Consider the following 25,150-nt stretch of genomic DNA (forward strand, 5'->3'; position numbering starts at 1 on the left):
GTGTCAGTATCCGTCGGCGACCTGGTTGACCAGCGGTTCACCGCCGGCGAACCGGCGCAACTGGGCCCCGGCGAGCCGGTAGGCCCGCGGGAGCACGCCCTTCACCGAACCCGCGACGTGTGGGGTGATCAGCACGTTCGGCAGCGTCCACAGCGGGTGGCCGGCCGGCAGCGGTTCCGGGTCGGTGACGTCGAGCGCCGCGCCGATCCGGCCGGTGGACAGTTCGGCCACCAGGGCCGCCGTGTCGGCGACCGGGCCGCGGGCCGCGTTGACCAGCAGCGCCCCGTCCGGCAGCGCGGCGAGGAACCCGGCGTCGATCAGGCCCCGGGTCTGGTCGGTCAGCGGCACGATCACCACCACCACGTCGGCCGTGGGCAGCAGGGCGGGCAGGTCGGCCACCCCGTGGACGCCCTCGTCCGGCCGGGGCGTACGGGCCACCCGGGTCAGCTCGACCTCGAAGGGCGCCAGCCGGGCCGCCAGTGCCGCGCCGATCGAGCCGGCGCCGACGATCAGCACCCGCTTGCCGGCCAGTTCGTCGGTGGGGGTGAAGTCCGCGTACGCCCACTCGCCGCGGGCCTGCGCCCGGATGAACGGCGGGAACGCGCGCAGGTACGACAGGATCGCGGTGACCGCCCACTCGGCCGTGGACGAGTCGTGCACACCCCGGGCGTCGCAGAGCGTGACGCCGGCGGGCAGCCGGCCGACCCAGGCGTCGGCGCCGGCCGAGAGCAGTTGCACCACCTTCAGGTCGGGCAGCTTCTCCGCGAGGCGTACGGTGCCGCCCTGGGCGAGGAACGGCGGGACCCAGAACGACACCCCGGCGGGGTCCGACGGCAGCCGGTCCGGGCCGGTCACGATCTCGACCGTGACCCCGTCCGGCAGCCCGCCCATCAGCCCGACGCCGTGCTCGTGCGCGACCCAGACCTTCACGACAGCACCCGTGTGATCATGACCCGACCCTAGTCGCCGGCCGCCGGCCCCGGCCGGCCAGGTCGGCAGGCGGTGGTGGACCGGTTCGACCGGGGTCGTCAGCGGCGGGGCAGGCCGACCCGTCCGGCGGGCTGGTGGATGTCGTGGCCGGCGACGGTCGTGATCGTCGAGGGCACCCCCGCGGCGGCGATCGCCGCGCCGACCGCCCGGCTGGCCGGGCCGCCGGCCGGCAGGACGTACGCCGGGTCGGGGGCGGCGGCGACCAGGTCCCGGTGCGGGCCGTAGCGGTCCCAGCCGGGGCGCAGGTCGTCGTCGATGACCGCGCACACGATCCGTTCCCGGGTGGCGAGGGTGATCGGCAGGCAGGTCCAGTACCCGCCGTAGAAGCGGGTTATCCCGCGCTCGTCGAGTGCCGCGATCAGCTCCGCGCGGGCGTCGGCCTGCCGGCCGTACGCCGGCAGGTGGGCGACGAGTGCGGCCGTCGCGGCGACCATCGTGGCGGCCAGGGCCGCCAGCGTGACGCGACCGGCCACCCGCCACCGCCCGCGCGCGGCCAGCGTCCACAGCGGCCAGAGCAGGGCCGGTAGGGAGATCAGCAGGCAGGACAGGTAGCGGGCGCTCTCCACCGGCGTGCTGCCGGCGGCGCCGCTGGACGCGTATGCGAGCAGGGTCAGCGCCGCGGCCACGACGAGCGCGAGCCGGCCGGCCGGCACGATCCACCGCGGGCCGGGACCGGCATACCCGGCACCGGCCGGTGCCCGGCGCAGTCCCCGCCAGGCGAGCACGCCCGCGACGACCAGCAGGACCGGCGCCGGCACCCCCCACAAGAGCTGCCACGGCGCGCAGCGGCCGGGGTCGCACAGCCCGGTGCCCATCGGCAGGCCGAAGAGCACGCCGCCGAAGAGCCGGTCCGGCCAGGACGCGTCGACCCCACCGCTGAGGTTCGCGTAGACGGCCAGCGACCGGTGCTCCGGCGCGGCGGTCAGGTTGTGGACGACGATCGGCACCAGTCCCACCACCAGCCCGGCCGCGAGCGCGGCGCCGGGGCGGCCCCGCAGCTCACGCCAGCCGGTCACGAGCAGCAGCAGGCCGGCCGCGCCGACGTACGGCAGGACCAGCCAGTCGTCCCAGAGGGTGAGGCCGGCGACCAGACCGAAGACGGCGTACGCGGCGGTGCGGCGGCGTACGACGCCCAGGCCGAGGTTGACCGCGAGCAGCATCAGCAGGGCGCCGGCCGGATTCATCTCGGGATAGCCGCCGCCGGCCACGAGTTGGTTCTTCAGGATCCGGTCGGAGCCCAGCGCCAGCAGGCCGACGGTGAAGGCGGCCAGCCACGGCGAGTAGAGGCGGCTGGTCAGCCGCCACATCAGGGCCAGGAAGGCGGTGTAGAGCAGCAGGTTGGGCAGGCGTACGGCGAGCACCGACGGCCCGGCCAGCAGGAACAGCGGCGTGGCCAGGTAGGACTCCAGCGCCCCCATGTAGTGCTGGCCGTAGAAGAAGAGCGGGAACTCCCGGCCCTGGCTCATGTGGAGGGCGACCAGGCCGGTGGTGGCCTCGTCGCTGTTGGTCGGCGGGGCCTGCGCGAGGAGCACCGCGAGGCGGTAGCCGACGCCGGCCACGGCGAGGGCCAGCGCGACCCCGACGGGGGTGGGTCGCCACCGTCGGCTGGTCACCGGGGCGGGCGCGAGAGCTTGCTCGGTGACCATGCCGGGCAGTCTTTCACGGCTACCGACCCGGCGGGGGCCGCTCCCCGCAGTCGCCACCGACCAGGTAAAACGCCGTACACACCACACGTATACGCACGGTGTATACGCGTGGTGTAGTGTCCCCCCCATGGCAATCGGACAGACGTTCCTGGGGCTGCTGGAGTCTCGGCCGTCGCACGGCTACGACCTGAAGCGCACATACGACGAACGGTTCGGCCAGGGCCGGCCACTGGCCTACGGGCAGGTCTACGCGACCCTCTCCCGGCTGCTCAAGAACGGCCTCATCGAGGTCGACGGGGTGGAGCCCGGCGGCGGCCCGGAGCGCAAGCGGTACGCCATCACCGACGCCGGGATCACCGACGTGCAACGCTGGCTCGCCCAGCCCGAAAAGCCCGACCTCTACCTCCAGAACACCCTCTACTCCAAGGTCGTGCTGGCGCTGCTGACCGGACGCCCCGCCGCCGAGATCCTCGACACCCAGCGGGCCGAACACCTGCGCCTCATGCGCGAACTGACCCGCCGCAAGAACAACGGTGGCCTGCCCGACCACCTCATCTGCGACTACGCGCTGTTCCACCTCGAGGCCGACCTGCGGTGGCTCGAACTCACCGCCGCCCGCCTCGACCAACTCGCGCAGGAGGTACGGCCATGAAACACGCGACCGACGCGGGCGCCCGGAGCCTGCCGAGCGAGACCCTGCTCACCGCCGTCGACCTGCACAAGTCGTTCGGTCCCACCACCGCCCTCGCCGGCGCGTCGATGGAACTCGCCGCGGGCGAGGTCGTCGCGATCATGGGACCGTCCGGCTCCGGAAAGTCGACCCTGCTGCACTGCGCGGCCGGGATCGTCGCTCCCGACAGCGGCCGGATCGTCTACCGCGGCCGTGAACTGTCGGGCATGTCGGACGCCGCCCGCAGCGCGCTGCGCCGCAGCGAGTTCGGGTTCGTCTTCCAGTTCGGCCAACTGGTGCCCGAACTGACCTGCCTGGAAAACGTCGCCCTACCGCTGCGGCTGGACGGGCACCGGCGCCGGGCGGCCGAACGCCGGGCCACCGAATGGCTGGAGCGGCTGGAGGTCACCGACGTCGCGCACAAGCGCCCCGGCGAGATCTCCGGCGGCCAGGGCCAGCGGGTCGCGGTCGCCCGCTCGCTGGTCACCGGCCCACGGGTGGTCTTCGCCGACGAGCCGACCGGTGCCCTCGACTCGCTCAACGGCGAGCGGGTCATGACGCTGCTGACCGAGGCCGCCCGGGAGACCGGCGCCGCCGTGGTGCTGGTGACCCACGAGCCGCGCGTCGCGGCGTACTCGGATCGGGAGATCGTGGTGCGCGACGGCCGGACCCGCGAGATGGAGCTGACGGGCCGATGACCGAGCGCGGGTTCTGCCCCGGTCATGCGGCCACCGGGCGAAGCGAGGTGACGCATGACCGAGCGAAGTAGGCGAAGGGTCGGCGTCGGGCGGTGGATCACCGACCTGCTCCTCGGTTGCCGGCTGGCGGTCAGCGGCGGCCGGGAGGGCTGGACGCGTACGGTCCTGACCGCGGTCGGGGTCGGGCTCGGCGTGGCCCTGCTGCTGGTCTCCGCCGCCATTCCCAACATGCTCGACGCGCGCTCGGAACGCACCTCCGCCCGCTCCGACCTGCGCTTCACCCAACAGGAACTGCCCGCCGGCGACGACACGCTGCTGATCGTCGACGTCGGCACCAGATACCGGGGCGAGCACGTCTACGGCCGGATGCTGCAACCCGAGGGGCCCGACGCACCCCGGCCGCCGGGGGTGACCGAACTGCCCGGTCCGGGCGAGATGGTCGTCTCCCCCAGCCTGGAAAAGCTGCTCACCGGCCCGGACGGTGCCCTGCTGCGCGAGCGGCTCGACGCCCGGATCGTCGGCACGATCGGTGACGAGGGGCTGGGCGGCGCGCTGGAGCACGCGTTCTACCTGGGCAGCGACAGCCTCGACCCCGATCACGCCCGCCGGATCGACGGGTTCGGGACGCCGGACGACAGCGAGGGGCTGGACCCGGTCCTCCTCATGCTCACCGTGGTCATCCTCGCCGTACTGCTGTTGCCGGTCGCGGTCTTCATCGGCGCGGCCGTACGGTCCGGCAGCGACCGCCGGGACCGACGGCTCGCCGCGTTGCGGCTGGTCGGCGCGGACGGCGCGATGACCCGCCGGATCGCCGCCGGTGAGGCGGCGTTCGCGTCGGTCCTCGGGCTCGGCGTCGGCGCCGTCTGTTTCTTCGCCGGGCGGCAACTGGTGGAGCTGGTCACCGTCGCCGACGTGACCCTTTTCGCCGGTGACATCCGGCCGACCCTGCCGCTCGCCCTGCTCATCGTGCTGGCCGTACCCGCCGCCGCGGTGGCCGTGACCGTCTTCGCCCTGCGCCGGGTGGTCATCGAACCGCTCGGTGTGGTCCGGCACGCCGCCGGCACCCGGCGCCGGCTCTGGTGGCGGCTGGTGCCCCCGGTCCTCGGGCTGGCCCTGCTCACCCCGCTGATCGGCACGATCGACGCGGAATCCGGGGGCGGCAACGAGACGCAGATCGCGGCCGGCGCGGTGCTGCTGCTGATCGGCGTGGCCGTCCTGCTGCCCTGGCTGGTCGAGGCGGTGGTCGGGCGGTTGTCGGGCGGCGCGGTGCCGTGGCAGCTCGCCACCCGGCGGCTACAGCTCAGCAGCGGTACGTCGGCCCGCGTCGTCAGTGGCATCGCGGTCGCCTCGGCGGGCGCGATCGCCCTGCAGATGCTCTTCGCCGGGGTGAGCGCCGACTACGTGGAGGAGACGGGGCAGGACCCCGAGCGGGCCCAGTTCCAGGTGTGGGGCTGGTCCCTGGGCGGCCACTCGGAGACCGAGTCGGCCCTCCGGCGGTTGCGCGAGACGACCGGGATACGCGACGTCTCCGGCTTCAGCACCGTGTACGCCGCCAGCGTCGCCGAGCCCGCGCCGGGGGGCCTGCCGGCCGGGGTGGACCTGGTCGTCGGCGACTGCGCCATGCTGGCCGAGTTCGCCCGGTTGGAAAGCTGTGCCGCCGGGGACGTCTTCATGAGCGAAGCCGCCCAGCCGGTCCCCGACGCGCCGGCGCCGAAGCCGGGTGAGCGGGTCGTGATGAGCGACGGTACGGCGACGGAGTGGACGATTCCCGCCGGCACCCGGATGGTCGCCGCGCACCCGGACTCACCACTACAGGACGCCGCCCGGCTGTACGTGACGCCGGAGGCACTACCGCCGGACGTCCTGCGACACGGCCGGGTCGAGTTCTACGTCAACCTCGACCCGGCCGAGCCGGACGCCGTCGAGCACCTGCGTACCACCGCGGTCAAGGCGAGCCCCTACCTCTCGGTCATCGAGCGGGTGGCGTTGCGGGAGAACGACCGGTTCGCCGACATCCGGCTGGGCCTGTTCGTCGGCGCCGTGCTGACCCTGCTGCTGATCGGCGCCAGCATGCTCGTGACCACCCTGGAGCAGCTCCGGGAACGTCAGCGGCTGCTCGCCGTACTGGTCGCCTTCGGCACCCGGCGCAGCACGCTGACCTGGTCGGTGCTGTTGCAGACCGCCGTACCGGTGGTGCTCGGGCTGGCCCTGGCGATCGGTGTGGGGCTGGGGCTCGGCGCGGTGCTGATGTCGATGGTCGACCTCTCGGTCCGGATCGACTGGACCAGCATCGGCCAGATCACCGGGGTGGCCGCCGGGGTGGTGCTGCTGGTCACCGTACTGAGCCTGCCGGTCCTGTGGCGGCTGATGCGCCCGGACGGGCTGCGTACGGAATGAGCGGGTGGGCCTGCCGGGACCGGTCCCGGCAGGCCCGCTTCGGCTCAGGTGGCGGTGGGCGGTACGGCCGGAGGGCGGTGCATCGCCCAGACCTGGGGGCCGCCGGGGATCTGGGCCCGGGCCCGTACGGCGAAACCCAGCCGGCGGTAGAAGTCGAGGTTGGCCGGGGCCGACGTCTCCAGGTAGGCCGGTGTGCCGGTGCGGTCCGCCTCGGCGAGTGCCGGCGCGAGCAGCGCCGGCCCGATCCCCCGCCCACGCGCGGAGGGCCGTACGCCGACGGTGGCGAGCACCAGGTGCGGGCTGTCCGGACGCAGTTCGGCGGAGATGGTGCCGGCCAGTTCCATCGCCGCGCGGCGGTCTCCGGCGTACTCCGCCTCCATCGGGGCGAGCCCGGCCCACACCGGCGCGGGTATCTCCCGGTCCGGCCACAGCCACACGGCCGCGCCGGCGATCCGGCCGTCGGCGCCGTCGGCCGCCCAGACCTCCCCGTACGGCACGCCGACCCGCTCGACGGTGAGCCGGAACAGCCCGGTGAGGCGGTCCCGGTGCCGGTCGGCGGCGACCGTCCATCCGGTGAACGGGTAGCCGTCGAACGCCTCGGCCAGCACGGCCGACACGTCGGCGACGGCTTCCGGCCCCACCCGGCGAACCCGCGCGGGCCGCTGGCCCGAGCGTGCCACGTGCTCCCCTTTCCGGGATCGGTGCTGCGACGCCGACCGTACCGCCTGCTGTGACGCCGGGGCAGCCGGCGGTCGGGATCGTGGCGTCGAGGCCCGGGATAGGGGCGGTTGGCGGGTTCGGCACCATGCTGACTGAGCGCAAGATCTGACAGATATAGATAGTTGACAATGTAATGCTCGACTCCCAATCGACCTCATTCGATGGGAGTGGTTATGCGTATCCGTCCCTTCATACTCGCCGCCGCGCTCGTCGCGGCACTGGTGGCCGTCGTACCGACCGGGGCCGCCCCGGCGCAGGCGGCCGCCGCCGACCGCTGGGGCTTCGCCCTCGTCGACAACCCGACCGTGCCCACCTGGTCCATCCTCAACACCACCCGCCAGTGGGGAAGCTGGAAGCCGGGCTTCCCGGGGCTGTGGGCACTGGGCGGCAAGCTCGCCCTCGGCCGGTTCCAGGTCAGGTTCCCCCAGCTCGCCACGTCGGTCCCCGGCATCGTCCACGTGACGCCGGTCAACCGCACCGGGCACTACTGCGAGGTGGTCAGCTCGGTCCCGGCCGGCGGCGACCAGCTCGTCACCGTGCAGTGCCACGCGCCCGGCGGCAGCCCTTCCGACACCGCGTTCACGATCCTCTGGACGTTGAGTTCCGGCGTCGTCCCGGTCAGCCAGGGCACCCACGCCTACGTACGGTCCACCGCCGCCGGCGGCATCGTGCAGGCGTACAACTCGACCGGGGGCGGCGTCGGCGTGCTTCCCGGCCCACCCGGGCAGTACCAGGTCACCCTCGCGGGCGTCGGGGGGACCGCCGGCCCGTCCGGCAACCTCCAGGTGACGGCGATCAACCCGGGCGGTGCCCCGCGCCGCTGCAAGATCGGTAACTGGGGCCCCAGCGGGCTCGACATCGTCGCCATCGTCACCTGTTTCAACCAGGGCGGCGTGCTGACCGCCACCGAATTCAACCTGTCGTACCACCGCGAGCGGTCGGTGATCGGCTCCTTCGCGCCGCCGAAGTACTTCGGTTACTTCTCGCCGTTCGCCGGTCAGACCAACTTCAACTATCTGCTCGGCTTCGGGTTCAACACGCTGTCCGGCGGGCCGATCTGGCAGTTGACCTACCCCCAGCTCGCCTTCGCCGAGACACACGCACAGGTGGTCGCCCAGGGCACCGGCCCCGAGTACTGCCACCTGACGTGGCCGTGGACGTACGTCGGACTCGACGCCAACGTCTCGATCATCTGCTTCAACAACGCCGGCACCGTGGTGCCGTACCGCTTCCTGTCCACCTTCACCTCCAAGGACTGACCCGCGCCGCGCCCGCCCCACGCCGGGGCCGGCAGGCCCGCTGATCAAGGAGAAGTCGCGTCCGGTACGCGACGAATGCCGGACCACTTCTCCTTGATCGGCGCGATCATGAAGCGCCGGGCGAGAGCGACCGACCCGGCGGGCGGAGGGCGGGACGGGACGTACGGGATCGGGGCGTCACCCGGATAGGGTGGGTGGGGTGAACGCCCGTCCCCCGTACTCCCGTGTCGGCCGCACCCGCGCGGCCGTCGCCGCCGTCGCCGCCCTGGTCCTCCTGACCAGCGGTTGCGCCTTCGGCGACCCGCCCCCGGACCCGGCCGGCGAGCCGCCGACGTTCCCGACCCCGTCGGTGTCGGCGACCCCGCCCGCCGGCGCCGGCCAGGAGGTCGCCTCGACGGTGCTGGCCAAGGGACTGCGCGTGCCGTGGGGGGTGGCGTTCCTGCCTGACGGCGGGGCACTGGTCACCGAGCGGGACACCGCCAAGATCCTGAAGGTCGGTCCGGAGTCGGACACGAACGGCCTCAAGGTCACCACCGTGCAGACCCTCGACGAGGTCGACGCGGCCGGCGAGGGCGGGCTGATGGGCATCGCCGTGTCGCCCGACTACGCCACCGACCAGACGGTGTACGTCTACTACTCGACCGAGGACGACAACCGGGTCGCCCGGCTGACCCTCGGCGGCGAGCCGACCCCGGTGGTCACCGGCATCCCGCTGTCCGGCATCCACAACGGCGGCCGGATCGCGTTCGGCCCGGACGGTTTCCTCTACGTCACCACCGGCGACGCGTCGGAGCGCGGGCTGGCCCAGGACCGGGAGAGTCTCGGCGGCAAGATCCTGCGGATGACGCCGGACGGCAAGCCCGCCGCCGGAAACCCGTTCCCCAACTCGCTGGTCTGGTCGCTCGGCCACCGCAACGTGCAGGGCATCGCCTGGAACGGCGAGGGCCGCCTCTACGCGACCGAGTTCGGCCAGAGTTCGTGGGACGAGATTAATCTGATCGAGCCGGGTAAGAACTACGGCTGGCCCGAGAAGGAAGGCAGGGGCAGCGACCCCAGATTTGTCGATCCGCTGGTCACCTGGCGGACCGACGAGTCGTCGTGCTCGGGCGTCGCGGCGCTGGAGCGGCTGCTGATCGCGGCGTGTCTGCGCGGCGAACGGCTGTGGCTGGTCGAACTGACCGGATCCGGCACCGTGTTCGGGCAGCCCCGGGCGATGCTGACCGGCGAGTACGGCCGGCTGCGTACCGCCGTCACCGCCCCGGACGGGTCGGTCTGGGTCACCACCTCCAATCACGACGGACGGGGGGAGCCTGCGCCGGATGACGACCGCATCCTCCGGTTGGTCTTCTCCGGCGGCGGAGCGGGTAAGAGCTGACGACGGGCAGCCGAGATTCGCGCGCGACGCGCGTTCGTTTCACAAGATCGCCGCGTGGGCAGGGTGATGATGTGAGCATGGAAGAGGACAAAACCGGCAAGGACCGTGCTGCCGAAGGTACGGCGGAGACAGCGGTGCGCGGCCGGCCGCTGCCGGACGGCGTACGCGCCACAGGCCGGTACCTCCAGCGCGCCGCCGCGTCGCGGGCCAGCCGCCGGATCGGGATGGGGCTGGCCGTCCTCGTCGTCACCCTCGTCGGCGTCGTGGCGGGCGTACTCATCGGGGCCCGCAACCAGATCGACGTCGGGCCGTTCACCGCCGAAATGTCGATCACCCCGTCGACCGACGGCGGCACCACGTTCAGCATCCCGCCGCTGGGCGCCCTGCAACTCGACAGCCACGACGGGCCGGCCCACCTCAACGTCCGGCTCGGGGCGCTCGACCAGCGCCGCACCGAGGCACTCATCGGCGACCCGGCCGGGATCACCCGGGCCAGCCAGACCGCCGTACACGACGTGACCACGGGAATCGTCCGGCTCGGCGCGCAGACGATCGCGGTGTCCGTGCTCTCCACCCTCGTGCTGTCGGCGCTGGTGTTCCGAAACGTACGCCGGGTCGCCTGGTCCGGCGCGCTGGCGCTCGCGATCACCGCCGGCAGTCTCGGCACGGCCGCGCTCACCCTGCGCCCGCAGTCGATCGAGGAGCCACGGTACGAAGGACTCCTGGTCAACGCACCGGCGATCGTCGGTGACGCGCGGCGGATCGCCAACGACTACACGAAATACTCCGAGCAGTTGCAGCGACTGATCGGCAACGTCGGCCGGATCTACACGACGGTGTCGACGCTGCCGGTCTACGAGCCGGCCGAGGGCACGACCCGCATCCTGCACGTGTCGGACCTGCACCTCAACCCGACCGCCTGGCAGATCATCCGCACCATCGTCGAGCAGTGGGACATCGACGCGGTGATCGACACCGGCGACATCACCGACTGGGGCAGCGAGCCGGAGGCGTCCTTCGTCGGCTCGATCGGCCTGCTCGGCGTTCCGTACGTCTACATCCGCGGCAACCACGACTCGCCGACCACCGAGGCGGCGATCGGCGGCCAGCGCAACTCGGTCGTGCTCGACAACACCGTCGCGAACGTCGCCGGGCTGAGCATCGCCGGGATCGGCGACCCGCGCTTCACCCCGGACAAGGAGACGTCCCCGGCCGGATCCGGCCAGACGAAGCAGGCCACGGAGCAGATCCAGGGGGTCGGGCAGCGGCTCGCCGACACGATCCGGGCCACCCCGGAGCCGGTCGACATCGCGCTCGTCCACGATCCGGCGTCGGCCGGGCCGCTGTCCGGCGTGACCCCGCTGGTGCTGGCCGGCCACACCCACAAACGTGCCGAGAGCATGCTGGGCCAGGTCCCCGACCAGCAGGCGACCCGCCTGCTGGTGCAGGGGTCGACCGGCGGCGCCGGGCTACGCGGCCTCGAAGGCGAGGAGCCGCTGCCACTGGCCATGTCGGTGCTCTACTTCGACGCCGAGAAGGCTCTCCAGGCGTACGACGACATCCAGGTCGGCGGCACCGGGCAGTCGCAGGTGGCACTGGAGCGGCACGTGATCAAACCCGAGGTGCCGGAGGAACCGCTCAACGGTTCGCCGTCACCGACGGCACCGACCCCGTCCCCGACCCGCTGAACGATTCGGCCGGCGCCCGCGTGGCGCCGGCCGAATCGGCGAATTCAGCCCTCGACGCCGAGCCGGGACAGGACGAGGTCGCGTACGGTCTTGGCGTCGGCCTGGCCCCGGGTGGCCTTCATGACCGCACCGACCAGGGCACCGGCGGCGGCGACCTTGCCGTCCCGGATCTTGTCGGCGATGGCCGGGTTGGCGGCGATCGCCTCGTCCACGGCGGCGGTCAGCGCGCCGGTGTCGGAGACGACCTCCAGGCCACGGGCGGTCATGATCTCCGACGGGGTGCCCTCCCCGGCGACGACGCCTTCGAGCACCCCACGGGCCAGCTTGTCGTTGAGCTTGCCCTCGTCGACCAGCCGCTGCAGCTCGGCCACGTGCTCCGGGGTGGCGCCCACGGCGGCCAGCTCGATGCCCTGCTCGTTGGCGCGCCGGGACAGCTCGCCCAGCCACCACTTACGGGCACCGGCCGGCGTCGCACCGGCGGCGATGGTCTGCTCGATCAGCTCGACCGCGCCGGCGTTCAGCACCGACTGCATGTCGAGGTCGGACAGGCCCCACTGCTCCTGGAGCCGCTTGCGGTGCACCCGCGGCAGCTCGGGCAGGGCCGTCCGCAGCTCCTCCACCCAGGCGGCGTCCGGCGCGAGCGGCACCAGGTCGGGCTCGGGGAAGTAGCGGTAGTCGGTCGCCGTCTCCTTCGAGCGGCCCGGGGTGGTGTCGCCGGTGTCCTCGTGGAAGTGCCGGGTCTCCTGCACGATCTTTCCGCCGCCGTCCAGCACCGCCGCCTGGCGCAGCATCTCCGACCGGACGGCCCGCTCGACCGAGCGCAGCGAGTTGACGTTCTTGGTCTCGGTGCGGGTGCCCCACGGGCCGCCGGGAACGTTCAGCGACGTGTTGACGTCGCAGCGCAGCGAGCCCTCCTCCATGCGTACGTCGGAGACGCCCAGGGAACGGAGCACGTCGCGCAGTTCGGTGACGTAGGCCCGGGCCACCTCAGGCGCCTTGGCGCCCGTGCCCGGGATCGGCTTGGTGACGATCTCGACCAGCGGGATACCGGCCCGGTTGTAGTCGACCAGCGATTCGGTCGCACCGTGGATCCGCCCGGTCGCGCCGCCGATGTGCAGCGTCTTGCCGGTGTCCTCCTCGAGGTGCACCCGCTCGATGCCGATCCGGACCATCTCACCGTCGACCTCGACGTCCAGCCAGCCGTCGACGCACAGCGGCTCGTCGTACTGGCTGATCTGGAAGTTCTTCGGCATGTCCGGGTAGAAGTAGTTCTTCCGGGCGAAGCGGCACCACGACGCGATCGAGCAGTTGAGCGCCAGCCCGATCCGGATCGTCGCCTCGATCGCCGCCCGGTTTGCGACCGGCAGCGAGCCGGGCAGCCCGAGACAGACCGGGCAGACCCGGGTGTTGGGCTCGCCACCGAAGTCGGTCGGGCAGCCACAGAACATCTTCGTGTTCGTGCCCAGCTCGACGTGCGTCTCCAGGCCGATCACCGGCTCGTAGCGCGCGACGACGTCGTCGTACGGCGGCAGGACGATCGTGCTCATCAACACTCCAGCTCACGACGGCATCCGGACAGAACGTGCACCAGCCTAGTGCAGCACCGCGCCGCCCTGTCGGGGTGTGGCCACCCGATCGCCGACCCGGGCCACACCGCTCGTCGATCTGGGCGTCAGCGACCTCATCCAGCGTGGATAACGTCGCTGACGCCCAGATCGCCACCCAGGGACCAGGCCCGACGAAAGCCGATCTCGGTCAACGCGTCCCGGGTGTCGGCCGACCACCGCCGGCACCCGCGCCAACCGGTCAAGCGACACCAACTCGCCCAGTTGCGCGAAATGGTCGGCGGAGGTCAGGTAGCGCATCAGCGGTCCAACGCAGCCATGACCTCGAACTCGGCGATCTCGGCCCGACTGACTACCGAGCCGATGTCCATGACCTCGTCGATGGCGAGCTGGTTGCCGCCGACCTATCGGGGTCGGGTCACTCGGCTACGCGGTTCCCCACGACGGGCTCGGGTCACGACATCCAGGAACACCGCGTTGCCGTGGCGCCCGGCATCCCCTTCGGCAAGCGCCCGCAGGATGGCGGGCGAGTGGCTGCTGAGAACCAACTGGGTCAGTGCTGTTCCACGCTGGGGGGCCGTATCGATGGCCCGGGTGACCAGGTTTCGCAGGTACCTGACGAACTGGGCAAGGCACTGCGGGTAGATGCCGTTCTCCGGCTCCTCGAAGCAGATCAGTCCCGCGCCGCGGGGATCGTAGAGCGCGGCGAGCAACGCGATCGCCCGCAGCGTGCCATCGGACACGACCTCGACTGGTCGGCGGCCCGTCGTATCCGGCGGACCGACTCACGGGCCACGTACGGCCGCTTGGTTCCACCAGGTCCACCCGGGCGTAGCTCGATCGTCAGCTCGTAGCGCAACCGCGTGTGGTTGACCTCGGCGGTGTCGCCGAACGCGTCGGTGACCGAGCGGTCGAGCAGGACCTCCACGGCGAAGGACATCCGGTCGACGGCAGTGCCGTCGGTGCGTCGGTGGAACAGGTCGACCAGGTCGCCACGCATGTGCTGGGCGGCTTCCAGAACCGGTTCCCCGGCCAGTCGGCCGAGGAACCGGATCGCGTCGAACAGGTTGGACTTACCGGCCGCGTTGCGGCCGATGATGACGAGGAACGGTGGTACGTCGAGTTCGAAGTCGCGGAACGACTTGAACCCGTCGATCTCGATCCTGGTCAGGATCGCACCGCCATCGTCAGAGGGCGGGTGGGGTCAGGGTGCCGACGGCGGATTCGAGGGCGGCGGCGACCCGGTACATCCGGTCGTCGGCCATCGTCGGGGCCATCACCTGGAGCCCGACCGGCAGCCCCTCCGACAGTCCACAGGGGACGGAGATGGCCGGGCCGCCGTACAGGTTGCTGGGGATCGTGAACAGGTCGGCCAGGTACATCTGGTAGGGGTCGGCCGTACGCGATCCGAGCGGGAACGCCACGAACGGGGTGGTCGGCGAGATCAGCGCGTCGACCTGCTCGAACGCGGCGGTGAAGTCGCGGCTGATCAGGGTACGGACCTTCTGCGCCTGCCCGTAGTAGGCGTCGTAGTAGCCCGAGGAGAGGGCGTAGGTGCCGAGCATGATGCGCCGCTTCACCTCGGCGCCGAAGCCCACGTCGCGGGTCAGCGACATGACCTCCTCCAGCGACCGCACCCCGTCGTCGCCGGTCCGCAGGCCGAAGCGCACGCCGTCGAAGCGGGCCAGGTTCGACGAGCACTCGCTCGGCGCGATCAGGTAGTAGGCCGGCAGGGCGTACTCGAAGTGGGGGCAGGACACCTCGACCACCTCGGCGCCGAGCTTGGTCAGCGCGTCGACGGCGTCGCGGAACGCGGCGGTCACACCCGGCTCGCCACCCGCCTCGGCGGCGAACTCGCGGACCAGGCCGAGCCGCATGCCGGTCAGGTCGCCGGCCGCCCCGGCCCGGGCGGCGGCGACGACGTCGGGCACCGGCTGCGGAACCGATGTCGAGTCGCGCGGGTCGTGGCCGCCGATGACCGAGTGCAGCAGCGCGGCGTCGAGCACCGTACGGGCGCACGGGCCCGGGGTGTCCAGAGAGGACGAGAAGGCGATGAGGCCGTAGCGGGAGGTGCCGCCGTACGTCGGCTTCGCCCCGACGGTGCCGGTGACCGCACCCGGCTGCCGGATCGAACCGCCGGTGTCGGTGCCGATCGCGAGCGGCGCCTCGTAGGCGGCCAGCGCGGCGGCGCTGCCACCACCCGATCCGCCCGGGATACGGCCGAGATCCCAGGGGTTGAACGTCGGCCCGTACGCGGAGTATTCGGTCGACGAGCCCATCGCGAACTCGTCCATGTTGGTCTTGCCGAGCATGACGGTGCCGGCGGCCCGCAACCGCTCGACGATCGTCGAGTCGTACGGCGGACGCCAGCCTTCGAGGATGCGCGACGCGGCCGTGGTCGGCACACCGCGGGTGGTCAGCACGTCCTTGACGGCGATCGGCACCCCGGCCAGCGGGCCCAACTCCTCGCCGGCGGCCCGGCGGGTGTCGACGGCGCGGGCCGCGTCGAGCGCGCCCTCGGCGTCGACGTGCAGGAAGGCGTGCACCCGCTCGTCGACGGCGGCGATCCGGTCGAGGTGGGCCTCGGTCACCTCGACCGCGGAGACCTCGCCGGACGCGATGCGCGCGGCGATCTCGGTCGCGGTCAGTCTGGTCAGGTCGGCCATGGTCACGCCTCCTCGTCGAGGATCCGCGGTACGCGGAACCGGTTGCCCTCGGCGTCCGGTGCACCGGACAGCGCCTCGGCGGGGGTGAGGCCCGGCACCACCACGTCGTCGCGCAGGACGTTGGTCAGCGGCACGGAGTGCGACGTCGGCGGGATGTCGGCGGCGGCGACCTCACCGACCCGGGCGACCGCCTGGAGGATGACGTCGAGTTGGCCGGCGAAGGTGTCGAGCTCGGTGTCGGTGACTGCGAGCCGCGACAGGCGCGCCAGATGCGCGACCTCTTCGCGGGAGATGGCGGCCATCTGCGCCCCCTTCGTGCGTAAACGTGACCGGCCGAGTCTATTTCTCGCCCCGGCAGCGCCTCCCCCCGCCCCGCCAACTCCCCCATGATCCCCATGATCAGGGACTGTTATTGGCGTGTCGCCGGCGCGCCGCCCGCCAAACTCCCTGATCACGCGGATCTTGCGGCGGGCGGAGCCGGGCCGGGCGGAGCCGGCGCGGCCGGCCGGGCGGGGCCCGGACCGGCCGGTGGGCAGCGGCGGCTCAGGTGGTCAGGTGGGGGCGGAGGGGGTGGTAGCGGGCCAGCCAGGCGGCCAGCTCGTCGGCGGGCATCGGGCGGGCGTAGAACCAGCCCTGGGCGACGTGGCAGCCCGCCTCGTGCAGCATCCGCCAGGTCCGCTCGTCCTCGACCCCTTCGGCCACGACCCGCAGCCCGAGCGCGCCGGCCAGTTCGATGATCGACCGGACGATCGCGGCGTCGTCGGCGTCGCCGGTCATGCCGAGTACGAACGACCGGTCGACCTTGACCTCGGACAGCGGCAGCCGGCGCAGGTGCTGCATGGACGAGTAGCCGGTGCCGAAGTCGTCGAGCGCGATCGCGACGCCGATCCGGTCGAGCCGGGCGATGGTGGCCAGGACCCGGCGCGGGTCGGCCATCAGCGCCCCCTCGGTGATCTCCAGTTGGAGCCGGTCCGGCGGTACGCCGTAGCGGGTGAGCCGGTCGTCGATCTGGTCGGCGATCTCACCGGTGTGCAGGTCGCGGACGCTGACGTTGAGTGCCGCCCGCAGCGGCAGGCCGGCCGCCGCCCACTTGGCGACCTGTTCGACCACGTCGTCGACGACCCGCCGGGTGAGCAGCCGCATCACCGCGCTCTGCTCGGCGACCCGGATCAGTTCCTCGGGGTCGACCATCCCGCGCCGGGGGTGCCGCCAGCGCAGCAGTGCCTCGACGCCCACCACCTCGCCGGTCGCGATCTCGACCTGCGGCTGGTAGTACATGGTGATCTCGCCCGCGCCGCCGGCCTCGCGGCCGGCGGTGGCACCGACCCGACCGGCGGTGGCGGCTTCCCGGCCCGCCGCCGGGCCGCCGCCGGAGTGCTGCGGGCCGGTCGTCTCCAGGACCCGGCGCAGGTCGGCGAGAAGGCTGAGCCGCTCCGGCGAACTGTGGTCGGAGTCCGGTGCATAGACGGCGACGGCGTCGCCGCGGTGCTTCGCGTCGTACATGGCGACGTCGGCGTGCCGCATCAGGGTCTCGAAGTCCTCGCCGTGCTCGGGGTAGACGGCGACGCCGATCGAGCCGCCGACGTCGAGCGGGAGGCCGTCGATCGGTACCGGTTCGGCGAGCACCTCGACGATCCGGGCGGCGAGGTCGGTGGCCTCGGCCGGGTCGGCGAGGTGCCCGCTGAGGATGGCGAACTCGTCGCCGCCGAGCCGGGCCACCACGTCCTGCGGGCGTACGGCCGCCGTCAGCCGGCCGGCGACCTCGACGAGGAGGCGGTCGCCGACGGCGTGCCCGAGCGCGTCGTTGACGTGCTTGAAGCGGTCGAGGTCGAGTACGAGCAGGGCGAGGTGCCGTTCGGCGGCGTGCCGGGCGGCGCGCTCGGCGTGGGCGGGCAGCCGGTCGGCGACCTCGCCGAGCAGCGCCTTGCGGTTGGCCAGGCCGGTGAGCGGGTCGAGCCGGCCGACCTGTTCGTGCTCGGTCGACAGCCGGGCCATCCGGTAGACGGCGTAGAGCGGTACGACGACCAGCGGGATCAGTGCGGCGTTGGTCCGCGCGGCGCTGGCCAGGATCGGGCCGAGCAGCAGCAGCGAACCGGTCGAGAGCAGTTCGAAGGCGAGCCCGTGGCTGACCGAGCGCCACCAGTGGCCGCCGGTCAGCAGCCGGATGGCGACGGTGACGGTGCCGTACTTGACGGCGAACCAGGTCGCCGCCGCGGCGACGACCGTCACCACGTACGGCAGGCCGGGTGCCAGGCGGATGACCGTGTAGGCGGCGGTGAGGGCGAGGGCGTACTGGGCGATGTTGAACACCGTCCGCCACACGGTGTGCCGCATCCGCCAGGAGGCGACGACGACGGCCGCCGCCTGTACGGCGATCGCCGGTGCCTCGCCCCACAGCAGCATGATGGCGAAGGTGAAACAGATCGACGGGAACACCGCCGAACTCTGGCGGCGGCCGGGCGGGGTGAAGGGGCGGGCGTCGCAGACGACGGCGAGGCCGGCCATCAGCCAGAACCCGACCGGCAGGGCCGGGATCTCGCTGGGGAGCGCGACCAGTGACACGGCGGTGACGGCGCCGGCCAGGGTCACGATCGCGGTGACGAAGGTGAAGAACGGCAACGCCCGCTCGGGGGGAACGGAGTTCCGCTGCGCTGCGGCCTCCATCGGACCTCCCGCCGTCTCTCGCCGGGGCACGACCTGATGCCGCGCTGGTGATGCTCCATCAAACTCCCCGACCGGCCAGGGCTGCGACCTCGGGGGACAAAGGGACTGTGTCGTGACTAATTTGGAATACGTAATCAGTTGCCGAAAATACTCACGTTCCGCGATTGACTGCAGAATACCCGCGATTTACTACCCAAAGCTCATGATTCACTACTTTGGGCAACGCTAGCGGCCGCCTCCGGCCCCTGCATCAGCAGAACGTCGAATCCTACCTCATCCAAAATGGGTAGTTTCAGGGAAATTGCCTTGTCCGCCTTCGAGCCGGGATTGTCACCGACCACCACGAAGCTGGTCTTCTTCGACACCGAGCCACTAACCCGCCCACCACGCGCCCGCACCGCCTCCGCGGCCCCGTCCCGCGAGTAGTTCGACAACGTGCCGGTCACCACGACGGTGACCCCCTCCAGCGGACGCGGCCCCTCGGCGGCCCGCTCCTCGGTCATCCGTACGCCCGCGGCGGCCCACTTGCGCACCACCTCACGGTGCCAGTCGACGCCGAACCACTCCTTCACGCTGGCCGCGATCGTCGGGCCGACCCCCTCCACCGACGCCAACTCCTCCTCCGACGCCGTCTCGATCGCCGCGATCGAGCCGAAGTGCCGGGCCAGCGCCTGGGCGGCGGTCGGGCCGCAGTGCCGGATCGACAGGGCCACCAGCACCCGCCACAGCGGGCGGCCGCGGGCGGCGCCCAGGCTGGCCAGCAGCTTGCCGGCGTTGCCGCCCAGCGAGCCGTCGGCGTTGACGAAGAACGGCACCCCCGCCAGCTTTCCGGCGTCGAGATCGAACAGGTCGCCCTCGTCGACGATCGCCCCGGCCTCCAGCAGCGCGCCGGCCGCCTTGTAGCCGAGCACCTCGATGTCGAGCGCGCCGCGCCCGGCCAGCGCGAAGACCCGCTCGCGCAACTGTGCCGGGCAGGTCCGCGCGTTCGGACAGCGGATGTCGACGTCGCTCTCCCGGGCCGGTGCCAGCGCCGTACCGCACGCCGGGCAGCGGTCCGGCATCACGAACGGTCGGGCGTCGGGCGGGCGTACGTCGACGACCGGGCCGAGGATCTCGGGGATCACGTCACCGGCCTTGCGCACCACCACCGTGTCGCCGATCAGCACGCCCTTGCGGGCCACCTCGCGGGCGTTGTGCAGGGTCGCCAGCGCGACGGTGGAGCCGGCGACCCGGACCGGTTCGAGTACGGCGAACGGCGTCACCCGGCCGGTCCGCCCCACATTCACGTCGATGTCGAGCAGCCTCGTGGTGACCTCCTCCGGCGGGTACTTGAAGGCGATCGCCCAGCGCGGTGCCCGGCTGGTCGAGCCGAGCCGGCCCTGGATCGGCACCGGGTCGACCTTGACGACCACCCCGTCGATCTCGTACCCGACGTCGTGCCGGTGCTCGGCGTAGTGGGCGACGAACTCGCGTACCCCGGCCAGGTCCGGCACCACCCGGACGTGCTCGCCGGTCGGCAGGCCGAAGCCCTTCAGCGCCGCGTACGCCCCGGACTGGGTGGCCGGATCGAACCCGCGCCGGGCCCCGATGCCGTGCACGACCAGCCGCAACGGACGGCCGGCGGTGACCCGCGGGTCCTTCTGCCGCAGGCTGCCGGCGGCGGCGTTGCGCGGGTTGGCGAACGGCGGCCGGCCCTGCTCGACCAGGCCCGCGTTGAGGTCGGCGAACGCCTCGACCGGAAAGTAGATCTCGCCCCGCACCTCGATCAGCTCCGGTACGCCGGCACCGGACAGCCGCCGCGGCACGCCCCGGATCGCGCGGACGTTGCCGGTCACGTCCTCCCCCGTCCGGCCGTCGCCACGGGTCGCCGCCCGCACCAGCCGGCCGCCCTCGTACGTCAGGTTGATCGCGACCCCGTCGACCTTCAGCTCGCACAGCAACGGCACCGGTCCGCCGGCGTCCCGGCGCACCCGCTCGGCCCAGGCGGTCAGCTCGGCATCGTCGAAGACGTTGTCGAGCGACATCATCCGCTCGGCGTGCTCGACCGGGGTGAACAGCGTCGAGAAGGTGCCACCGACCCGCTGCGTCGGCGAGTCCGGGGTCCGCAGCGCCGGATAGCGCTCCTCCAGCTCCGCCAGTTCACGCAGCAGCCGGTCGAACTCGCCGTCGCTGATCGTCGGCGCGTCGAGCACGTAATAGCGGTACTGGTGGTCGGTGACCTCCACGCTCAGCGTGGCGTGCCGGTCGCGTACGTCCGGCGGCGGCTCGACCCCCGCCCCGGCCTCCTGCTCGGGCGTGGGCAGTTCGCCGGTCAGTTCCTCGGACACCGGCCACCTCCTCGCTCACCAGCACGGTAAGACCGCCCGGACCGGTGCGGCACGCGGCTCGCCGGCCGGGCGGGGCGGGCTCGCCGGCCGGGCGGGGCGGAGGTGAGCGGTGGTGGGCGGGCCGGGCGGCGGCTACCGCCCGATCGAGAGCCGGAAGGCGGCGACCCCGGCCATCCAGAGCACACAGACCAGCGCCGCGGCCGCGATGGCCAGCAACACCACCCGCAACCCGCCACGTCGGCGGGGACTCCTGCTCACCCCGCCGACGCTAGCGACGTGGGACGCGTACCGGGCCGGTTCAGTCCCAGCCGGCGCCGAGGGTGGCCAACTGGTCGGCGTACTCGATCCGCTCGGCCCACCCGTCGGGCCAGGCGGCCGTCCCGTACGCGGCACCGAGCACCGCCCCGGCAAGGCAGGCGATCGAGTCGGAGTCGCCGGCGGTGGTGGCGCCCCGGGCCAGCGCCGAGACCGGGTCGTCCGGGTGCCGCAGTACGCAGAGCAGCGCACTGGCCAGCGCCTCCTCGGCGATCCAGCCCTCCCCGGTGTCGCGGCAGACGTCGCCGCCGTCGTCGCGCCGCGAAAGCGCCGCGTCGAGCCGGTCCAGCACGGCCAGGCACTCGTCCCAGCCGGCGGCGACGAAGTCCTCCGGCGAGCCGGCGCCGCCCTGCCGCCACAGGTCGCCGAGCCAGTCACCCCGGTAGACCCGACGCTGCCCGGCGGCCCGATCCCGCAGCAGTCGCGGCAAATCGGCCAGGTCGGCGCCGTCGCGCACGACCCGGACCGCGTACGCGGTCAGCTCGCTCGCCGCGAGCCCGGTCGGGTGGCCGTGGGTGAGGCCGGCCTGCAACTGCGCGACACCGGCGAGCGTGTCCAGGTCGTATCCGGGGACCAGGCCGACCGGGGTGACCCGCATGTTGGCGCCGCAGCCCTTCGAGTCGGCGACCGTCGCCTCCTGCCACCGGCGACCGGTGGACAACCCGGCACAGGCACGCAGGCAGGTGTTGCCCGGCGCCCGGTTGTTGTCCGGGCTGATCGCCCAGTCGAGGAACCGTCGACGCAGGAGCGGCTCCAGCACGGCGGGCGTCGCCGCGGGTGCCTCGCGCAGCGCCCACGCCACGGCCAGGCCCATCTGGGTGTCGTCGGTGACCAGCGCGGGATCCCCGGCCAGTTCGCGCGGGCCGTCGGGGCCGTACCGGGCGGTGATCGCCGCGACGGTCATGAACTCGGTCGGCTTGCCGAGCGCGTCACCGTACGCGAGACCGAACAGCGAACCGGAGGCGCGACGGGGGGCGGAGTCGGATCGGGACATGCCGACCATGATCGCCCATCCGGGCCAGCGTCCGGCCCGCCCGCCCTGGCTCGCCCTGGCCCGCCCGCGCTGGCCGGCCCGCCCGCGTTGGCCCGCTCGCGCTTCCCGGCCCGCTCGCGCTTCCCGGACGGTGATCGTCTGCGGTTGCGGCAGTCGACACGCCGGGCCGGGCACTGCTGAACAGCAGACGATCACCCCACCCGGTCCGTGGGCCGGGTGCTTCAGTCCTCGTGCAGGCGACGGCCGGCGTCCCGGCAGGCGGTGAGGACCGCGCGGGCGTAAGCCGGCGTGGCCCCGGCCAACCCGCAGGCGGGCGTCACCACGACCTGCTCGGCCAGCCGGCGGGCCGGGAACCCCAACTCGTCCCACACCCGGCGGACCCGCTGGGCGACCCCGGCCGACGTCGGCGGGCGGGCGCCGGGCGGCGCCACCGCCGACGCCGCACCGGCGAAAAGTCCGAGCCCGGCGTCGATGGCCTCCCCCAACGGGTCGAGCTGCCCGATCAGCGCCAGGTCCAGGGCCACGGCGGTCGCCCCGGCCGCCCGCACCAGGTCCAGCGGTACGTCGGGCGCGCAGCAGTGCACGACCACCGGCGTGTCCACCGCCTCGACCACCTCGCGCAGCAACGCCGTCGCGGTGCCCGTCTCCACCGCCCGGTAGGCGCTGAAGCCGCTCTCGGTCGGCACCCGTCCGGCCAGCACCGCGGGCAGCGAGGGTTCGTCGAGTTGCAGCAACACGGTGGCCCGGGGCAGCCGCCGCCGTACGTCCGCGACGTGGTTCCGCAACCCCTCGGCGAGCGAACCGGCCAGGTCGCGTACCGCCCCATGGTCACGCAGCATCCGGCCACCGATCGGCAGGTCGATGCCGGCCGCGAGGGTCAGCGGCCCGACCGCCTGGATCTTGACCGGCCCGGCCAGCCCGTCGCCCTGCTCGGTCAACTGGTCCAGGTCGCGTTCCAGCAGATCATGCGTACGACGCAGGTCACGGCCCGGATGTCCAGCGATGCGCCAGCGGCCGGCATACAACTCCACCGGCAGGTCGACGAGCAGCCCGGCACCCCGGCCGATCATGTCGGCGCCCGGTCCGCGCTCCGGCAGCTCGGGCAGGTGGGGCAGGGTGGGCAGCTCGCCGAAGATGATCCGTTGCGCCTCCGCGACATCGGTCCCGGGCATCGAGCCGATCCCGGACGCCGAACCCACCGGCCACGGCCACGTAGCGTCAGTCACGCCCGCTCACTCTACGCACCCACTCACCACCACCCGCCGGACCGGGCTCGCACCACGCCCGCCCCACGGCCGGGCGAACGCCCGGCGAAGGCCGGCCACAGCCGGGCTCCCCGCCGCGCGAAGGCCCGCCACAGCCCGCGCTCGCCACAGCCGCGCCGATCAAGGGGATGTAAAGGACAAACGAAGTGGGAAAACCGTCAACAAGACCTTGATCAGCGTGACGAGGCGAGACCAGGCGGGCGCAGCAGGCGCGGCGGGGCCAAACGTTATCGGGCGAAGCCGAGCGGGTGAGGCGAAGCCGAGCAGGTGAGGCGAAGCCGAGCAGGTGAGGCGAAGCCGAGCAGGTGGAGCGAAGCGCAGTGGGGCCAAGCGCGGTGGGCGGGCCGGGCCGGGCGGCCGGGCCGGGCGGCGGGGCCTTGTGCAGGTAAGAGCGGGCGGGGGCGGTCGGGTGCGTGATCGTCTGCTGTTCCGCCGTCACGACACGGCGAGTCGAACGGCTGGACAGCAGACGATCACCACGAGCCTGAGAGCAGGCGGCAAACCGGGGTTGCTGTCCCGGTCCACAGCAAACTCGCTGTGGATACGCGGACTTTGATGTGGACCGGAACGGCGATACCCCCGCCCCGCCAGCCCACCCGACCAGCCGCCCCGACCGTCCGACACCCGACCGCCCCGACATCCGGCCGGCGCCCCGACACCCGACCGCCGGCACCCGGCCTCGATCGTCTGCGGCACAGGCGTTCGACACGCCGTAACCGAGGTGTCTGAACCGCGGACGATCACGAACGGTCGCCGGGGAGCACCGCCGTCGGCCCGGCCACCAGCGGCCCGCCGGCCGTGGGCGGCCTGCGCCGTCAGCGGATGGTCGCCGATCCCAGGACGATGTCGCCGGCCGGGTCCGGGCGGTACGCGACGATCGCCTGACCGGCCGCCACCCCGCGTACCGGCCGGCGCAACTCCGCCCGCAGCACACCGTCGTCGACGGTGACCGTCGCCGGCACGACCGAGCCGTGGGCGCGCAGCTGCACCTCGCACTCGACGGGCGCCACGGGAGCCGGCCCGGCGGTCCATACCGGACGGTCTGCGGTCACGCTGGACACCTCCAGCGCCGCGGCCGGTCCGACCGTCACCGTGTTGGTCTTCGGGGTGATCGACAGCACGTAGCGCGGCTGGCCGTCCGGCGCCGGTACGCCGAGCGCCAGCCCGCGTCGCTGGCCCACCGTGTAGGCGTACGCCCCGGTGTGCGCGCCGACCACCGCGCCGCTGGCGCCGTCGACGATGTCGCCCGGCGTCTCGCCGAGCCGCTCGGCGAGGAACCGCCGGGTGTCGCCGTCGGCGATGAAGCAGATGTCGTGCGAGTCGGGCTTGTCGGCGACGGCGAGCCCGAGCCGGGTGGCCTCCTCGCGGACCTGCGCCTTGGTGGAGTCGCCGAGCGGGAAGATCGAACGGTCGAGCTGGTCGCGGCGCAGCACCGCGAGCACGTACGACTGGTCCTTGGCGGTGTCGACGCTGCGCCGCAGCAGCCCGTCGGGGCCGAGCCGGGCGTGGTGACCGGTCACGACGGCGTCGAAGCCCAGCGCCACCGCCCGGTCGAGCACCGCCTCGAACTTGATCTTCTCGTTGCAGCGCAGGCACGGGTTCGGGGTACGGCCGGCGGCGTACTCGGCCACGAAGTCGTCGACGACGTCCTCGTGGAACCGGTCGGCCATGTCCCAGACGTAGAACGGGATGCCGATGACGTCGGCGGCCCGGCGGGCGTCGCGGGAGTCCTCGAGCGTGCAGCAGCCGCGTGCGCCCGACCGGTAGGTCTGCGGGTTCCGGGCCAGCGCGAGGTGCACTCCGGTGACGTCATGTCCGGTCGCCACCGCCCGCGCGGCGGCGACCGCCGAGTCGACCCCGCCGGACATGGCTGCCAAGACCTTCACCGCACCGCTCCTTTCGCTCCGTCGA

At 72.8% G+C, this 25,150-nt stretch carries 19 protein-coding genes and 1 pseudogene; 6 read left to right on the forward strand and 14 right to left on the reverse strand.

Annotated elements, in window-relative coordinates:
* Nucleotides 1-3 precede the first annotated feature (3 nt).
* Nucleotides 4-930 carry a 2-hydroxyacid dehydrogenase gene (locus tag AB0M79_RS06090; RefSeq protein ID WP_364208307.1) on the reverse strand — a complete coding sequence of 309 codons (927 nt, stop codon included), beginning with the start codon at nt 928-930 and terminating at the stop codon, nt 4-6.
* A 98-nt stretch (nt 931-1,028) separates the two neighbouring features.
* On the reverse strand, nt 1,029-2,636 hold the full coding sequence (locus AB0M79_RS06095; protein WP_364208310.1) for a hypothetical protein: 1,608 nt from the start codon (nt 2,634-2,636) through the stop codon (nt 1,029-1,031).
* A 127-nt stretch (nt 2,637-2,763) separates the two neighbouring features.
* Between AB0M79_RS06095 and AB0M79_RS06100 the strand changes: the two genes are divergently transcribed.
* Genes AB0M79_RS06100 through AB0M79_RS06110 form a run of 3 tightly spaced genes read left to right on the forward strand, consistent with a single transcriptional unit; the run spans nt 2,764 to nt 6,401 of the window.
* Complete coding sequence (locus AB0M79_RS06100; protein ID WP_357532732.1) at nt 2,764-3,288, forward strand: PadR family transcriptional regulator; 525 nt, start codon at nt 2,764-2,766, stop codon at nt 3,286-3,288.
* A complete protein-coding gene (locus AB0M79_RS06105; protein WP_364208314.1) occupies nt 3,285-4,004 on the forward strand; it encodes an ABC transporter ATP-binding protein in 720 nt (239 codons plus the stop codon). Before AB0M79_RS06100 ends, AB0M79_RS06105 begins: the two co-directional genes overlap by 4 nt.
* 54 nt (nt 4,005-4,058) lie before the next feature.
* The gene (locus tag AB0M79_RS06110; RefSeq protein ID WP_364208317.1) at nt 4,059-6,401 is read left to right on the forward strand and encodes an ABC transporter permease; all 2,343 of its coding nucleotides are present in this window, start codon (nt 4,059-4,061) and stop codon (nt 6,399-6,401) included.
* Nucleotides 6,402-6,445: 44 nt separating this feature from the next.
* Here the strand turns inward: AB0M79_RS06110 and AB0M79_RS06115 are convergent, their stop codons facing one another.
* A complete protein-coding gene (locus AB0M79_RS06115; protein WP_364208320.1) occupies nt 6,446-7,081 on the reverse strand; it encodes a GNAT family N-acetyltransferase in 636 nt (211 codons plus the stop codon).
* Nucleotides 7,082-7,294: 213 nt separating this feature from the next.
* Here AB0M79_RS06115 and AB0M79_RS06120 point away from each other — a divergent pair, with 213 nt between their 5' ends.
* The 3 genes from AB0M79_RS06120 (at nt 7,295) to AB0M79_RS06130 (ending at nt 11,443) form a co-directional block, all read left to right on the forward strand.
* Nucleotides 7,295-8,380, forward strand: coding sequence for a hypothetical protein (locus AB0M79_RS06120; protein WP_364208323.1), 1,086 nt, complete (start codon nt 7,295-7,297; stop codon nt 8,378-8,380).
* A 199-nt stretch (nt 8,381-8,579) separates the two neighbouring features.
* The gene (locus AB0M79_RS06125; protein ID WP_364208326.1) at nt 8,580-9,755 is read left to right on the forward strand and encodes a PQQ-dependent sugar dehydrogenase; all 1,176 of its coding nucleotides are present in this window, start codon (nt 8,580-8,582) and stop codon (nt 9,753-9,755) included.
* Between the two features lie 77 nt (nt 9,756-9,832).
* Nucleotides 9,833-11,443 carry a metallophosphoesterase gene (locus AB0M79_RS06130; protein WP_364208329.1) on the forward strand — a complete coding sequence of 537 codons (1,611 nt, stop codon included), beginning with the start codon at nt 9,833-9,835 and terminating at the stop codon, nt 11,441-11,443.
* Nucleotides 11,444-11,487: 44 nt separating this feature from the next.
* Here the strand turns inward: AB0M79_RS06130 and gatB are convergent, their stop codons facing one another.
* The 11 genes and pseudogenes from gatB to mnmA form a co-directional block, all read right to left on the reverse strand.
* Nucleotides 11,488-12,990, reverse strand: a complete 1,503-nt coding sequence (gene gatB / locus AB0M79_RS06135; RefSeq protein WP_364208332.1) for an Asp-tRNA(Asn)/Glu-tRNA(Gln) amidotransferase subunit GatB — start codon at nt 12,988-12,990, stop codon at nt 11,488-11,490.
* 422 nt (nt 12,991-13,412) lie between these two features.
* A pseudogene (locus tag AB0M79_RS06140) lies at nt 13,413-13,763 on the reverse strand (AAA family ATPase); the annotation flags it as partial.
* A complete protein-coding gene (locus AB0M79_RS06145) occupies nt 13,682-14,182 on the reverse strand; it encodes an AAA family ATPase (protein WP_364208835.1) in 501 nt (166 codons plus the stop codon). The gene AB0M79_RS06145 and the pseudogene AB0M79_RS06140, both read right to left, overlap by 82 nt.
* 13 nt (nt 14,183-14,195) lie before the next feature.
* The gene (gene gatA, locus AB0M79_RS06150) at nt 14,196-15,674 is read right to left on the reverse strand and encodes an Asp-tRNA(Asn)/Glu-tRNA(Gln) amidotransferase subunit GatA (RefSeq protein ID WP_364208838.1); all 1,479 of its coding nucleotides are present in this window, start codon (nt 15,672-15,674) and stop codon (nt 14,196-14,198) included.
* A gap of 2 nt (nt 15,675-15,676) precedes the next feature.
* Nucleotides 15,677-15,976 (reverse strand): Asp-tRNA(Asn)/Glu-tRNA(Gln) amidotransferase subunit GatC, encoded by a 300-nt coding sequence (gatC, locus tag AB0M79_RS06155; RefSeq protein ID WP_357532744.1) that lies wholly within the window; start codon nt 15,974-15,976, stop codon nt 15,677-15,679.
* A gap of 241 nt (nt 15,977-16,217) precedes the next feature.
* A complete protein-coding gene (locus AB0M79_RS06160; RefSeq protein ID WP_364208335.1) occupies nt 16,218-18,338 on the reverse strand; it encodes an EAL domain-containing protein in 2,121 nt (706 codons plus the stop codon).
* 200 nt (nt 18,339-18,538) lie between these two features.
* Nucleotides 18,539-20,665: an NAD-dependent DNA ligase LigA gene (ligA, locus tag AB0M79_RS06165; protein WP_364208338.1), complete on the reverse strand. Its 2,127-nt coding sequence runs from the start codon at nt 20,663-20,665 to the stop codon at nt 18,539-18,541.
* Between the two features lie 132 nt (nt 20,666-20,797).
* Nucleotides 20,798-20,923, reverse strand: coding sequence for a hypothetical protein (locus AB0M79_RS06170; RefSeq protein WP_357532749.1), 126 nt, complete (start codon nt 20,921-20,923; stop codon nt 20,798-20,800).
* 40 nt (nt 20,924-20,963) lie between these two features.
* The gene (locus AB0M79_RS06175; RefSeq protein WP_364208341.1) at nt 20,964-21,983 is read right to left on the reverse strand and encodes an ADP-ribosylglycohydrolase family protein; all 1,020 of its coding nucleotides are present in this window, start codon (nt 21,981-21,983) and stop codon (nt 20,964-20,966) included.
* Nucleotides 21,984-22,195: 212 nt separating this feature from the next.
* Nucleotides 22,196-23,200: a methionine synthase gene (locus tag AB0M79_RS06180; protein WP_364208344.1), complete on the reverse strand. Its 1,005-nt coding sequence runs from the start codon at nt 23,198-23,200 to the stop codon at nt 22,196-22,198.
* An 854-nt stretch (nt 23,201-24,054) separates the two neighbouring features.
* The gene (gene mnmA, locus AB0M79_RS06185; RefSeq protein WP_364208346.1) at nt 24,055-25,125 is read right to left on the reverse strand and encodes a tRNA 2-thiouridine(34) synthase MnmA; all 1,071 of its coding nucleotides are present in this window, start codon (nt 25,123-25,125) and stop codon (nt 24,055-24,057) included.
* Nucleotides 25,126-25,150 lie beyond the last annotated feature (25 nt).

It is taken from the genome of Polymorphospora sp. NPDC051019 (assembly GCF_040683055.1).
Classification (GTDB): domain Bacteria; phylum Actinomycetota; class Actinomycetes; order Mycobacteriales; family Micromonosporaceae; genus Polymorphospora; species Polymorphospora lycopeni.

Bases quoted from the DNA above. Each gene is read 5' to 3' on its own strand.
- AB0M79_RS06095 (WP_364208310.1), bottom strand. From the start codon at position 2,636: ATGGTCACCGAGCAAGCTCTCGCGCCCGCCCCGGTGACCAGCCGACGG.
- AB0M79_RS06100 (WP_357532732.1), top strand. From the start codon at position 2,764: ATGGCAATCGGACAGACGTTCCTGGGGCTGCTGGAGTCTCGGCCGTCG.
- AB0M79_RS06105 (WP_364208314.1), top strand. From the start codon at position 3,285: ATGAAACACGCGACCGACGCGGGCGCCCGGAGCCTGCCGAGCGAGACC.
- AB0M79_RS06110 (WP_364208317.1), top strand. From the start codon at position 4,059: ATGACCGAGCGAAGTAGGCGAAGGGTCGGCGTCGGGCGGTGGATCACC.
- AB0M79_RS06120 (WP_364208323.1), top strand. From the start codon at position 7,295: ATGCGTATCCGTCCCTTCATACTCGCCGCCGCGCTCGTCGCGGCACTG.
- AB0M79_RS06130 (WP_364208329.1), top strand. From the start codon at position 9,833: ATGGAAGAGGACAAAACCGGCAAGGACCGTGCTGCCGAAGGTACGGCG.
- gatB (WP_364208332.1), bottom strand. From the start codon at position 12,990: ATGAGCACGATCGTCCTGCCGCCGTACGACGACGTCGTCGCGCGCTAC.
- gatA (WP_364208838.1), bottom strand. From the start codon at position 15,674: ATGGCCGACCTGACCAGACTGACCGCGACCGAGATCGCCGCGCGCATC.
- gatC (WP_357532744.1), bottom strand. From the start codon at position 15,976: ATGGCCGCCATCTCCCGCGAAGAGGTCGCGCATCTGGCGCGCCTGTCG.
- AB0M79_RS06160 (WP_364208335.1), bottom strand. From the start codon at position 18,338: ATGGAGGCCGCAGCGCAGCGGAACTCCGTTCCCCCCGAGCGGGCGTTG.
- AB0M79_RS06175 (WP_364208341.1), bottom strand. From the start codon at position 21,983: ATGGTCGGCATGTCCCGATCCGACTCCGCCCCCCGTCGCGCCTCCGGT.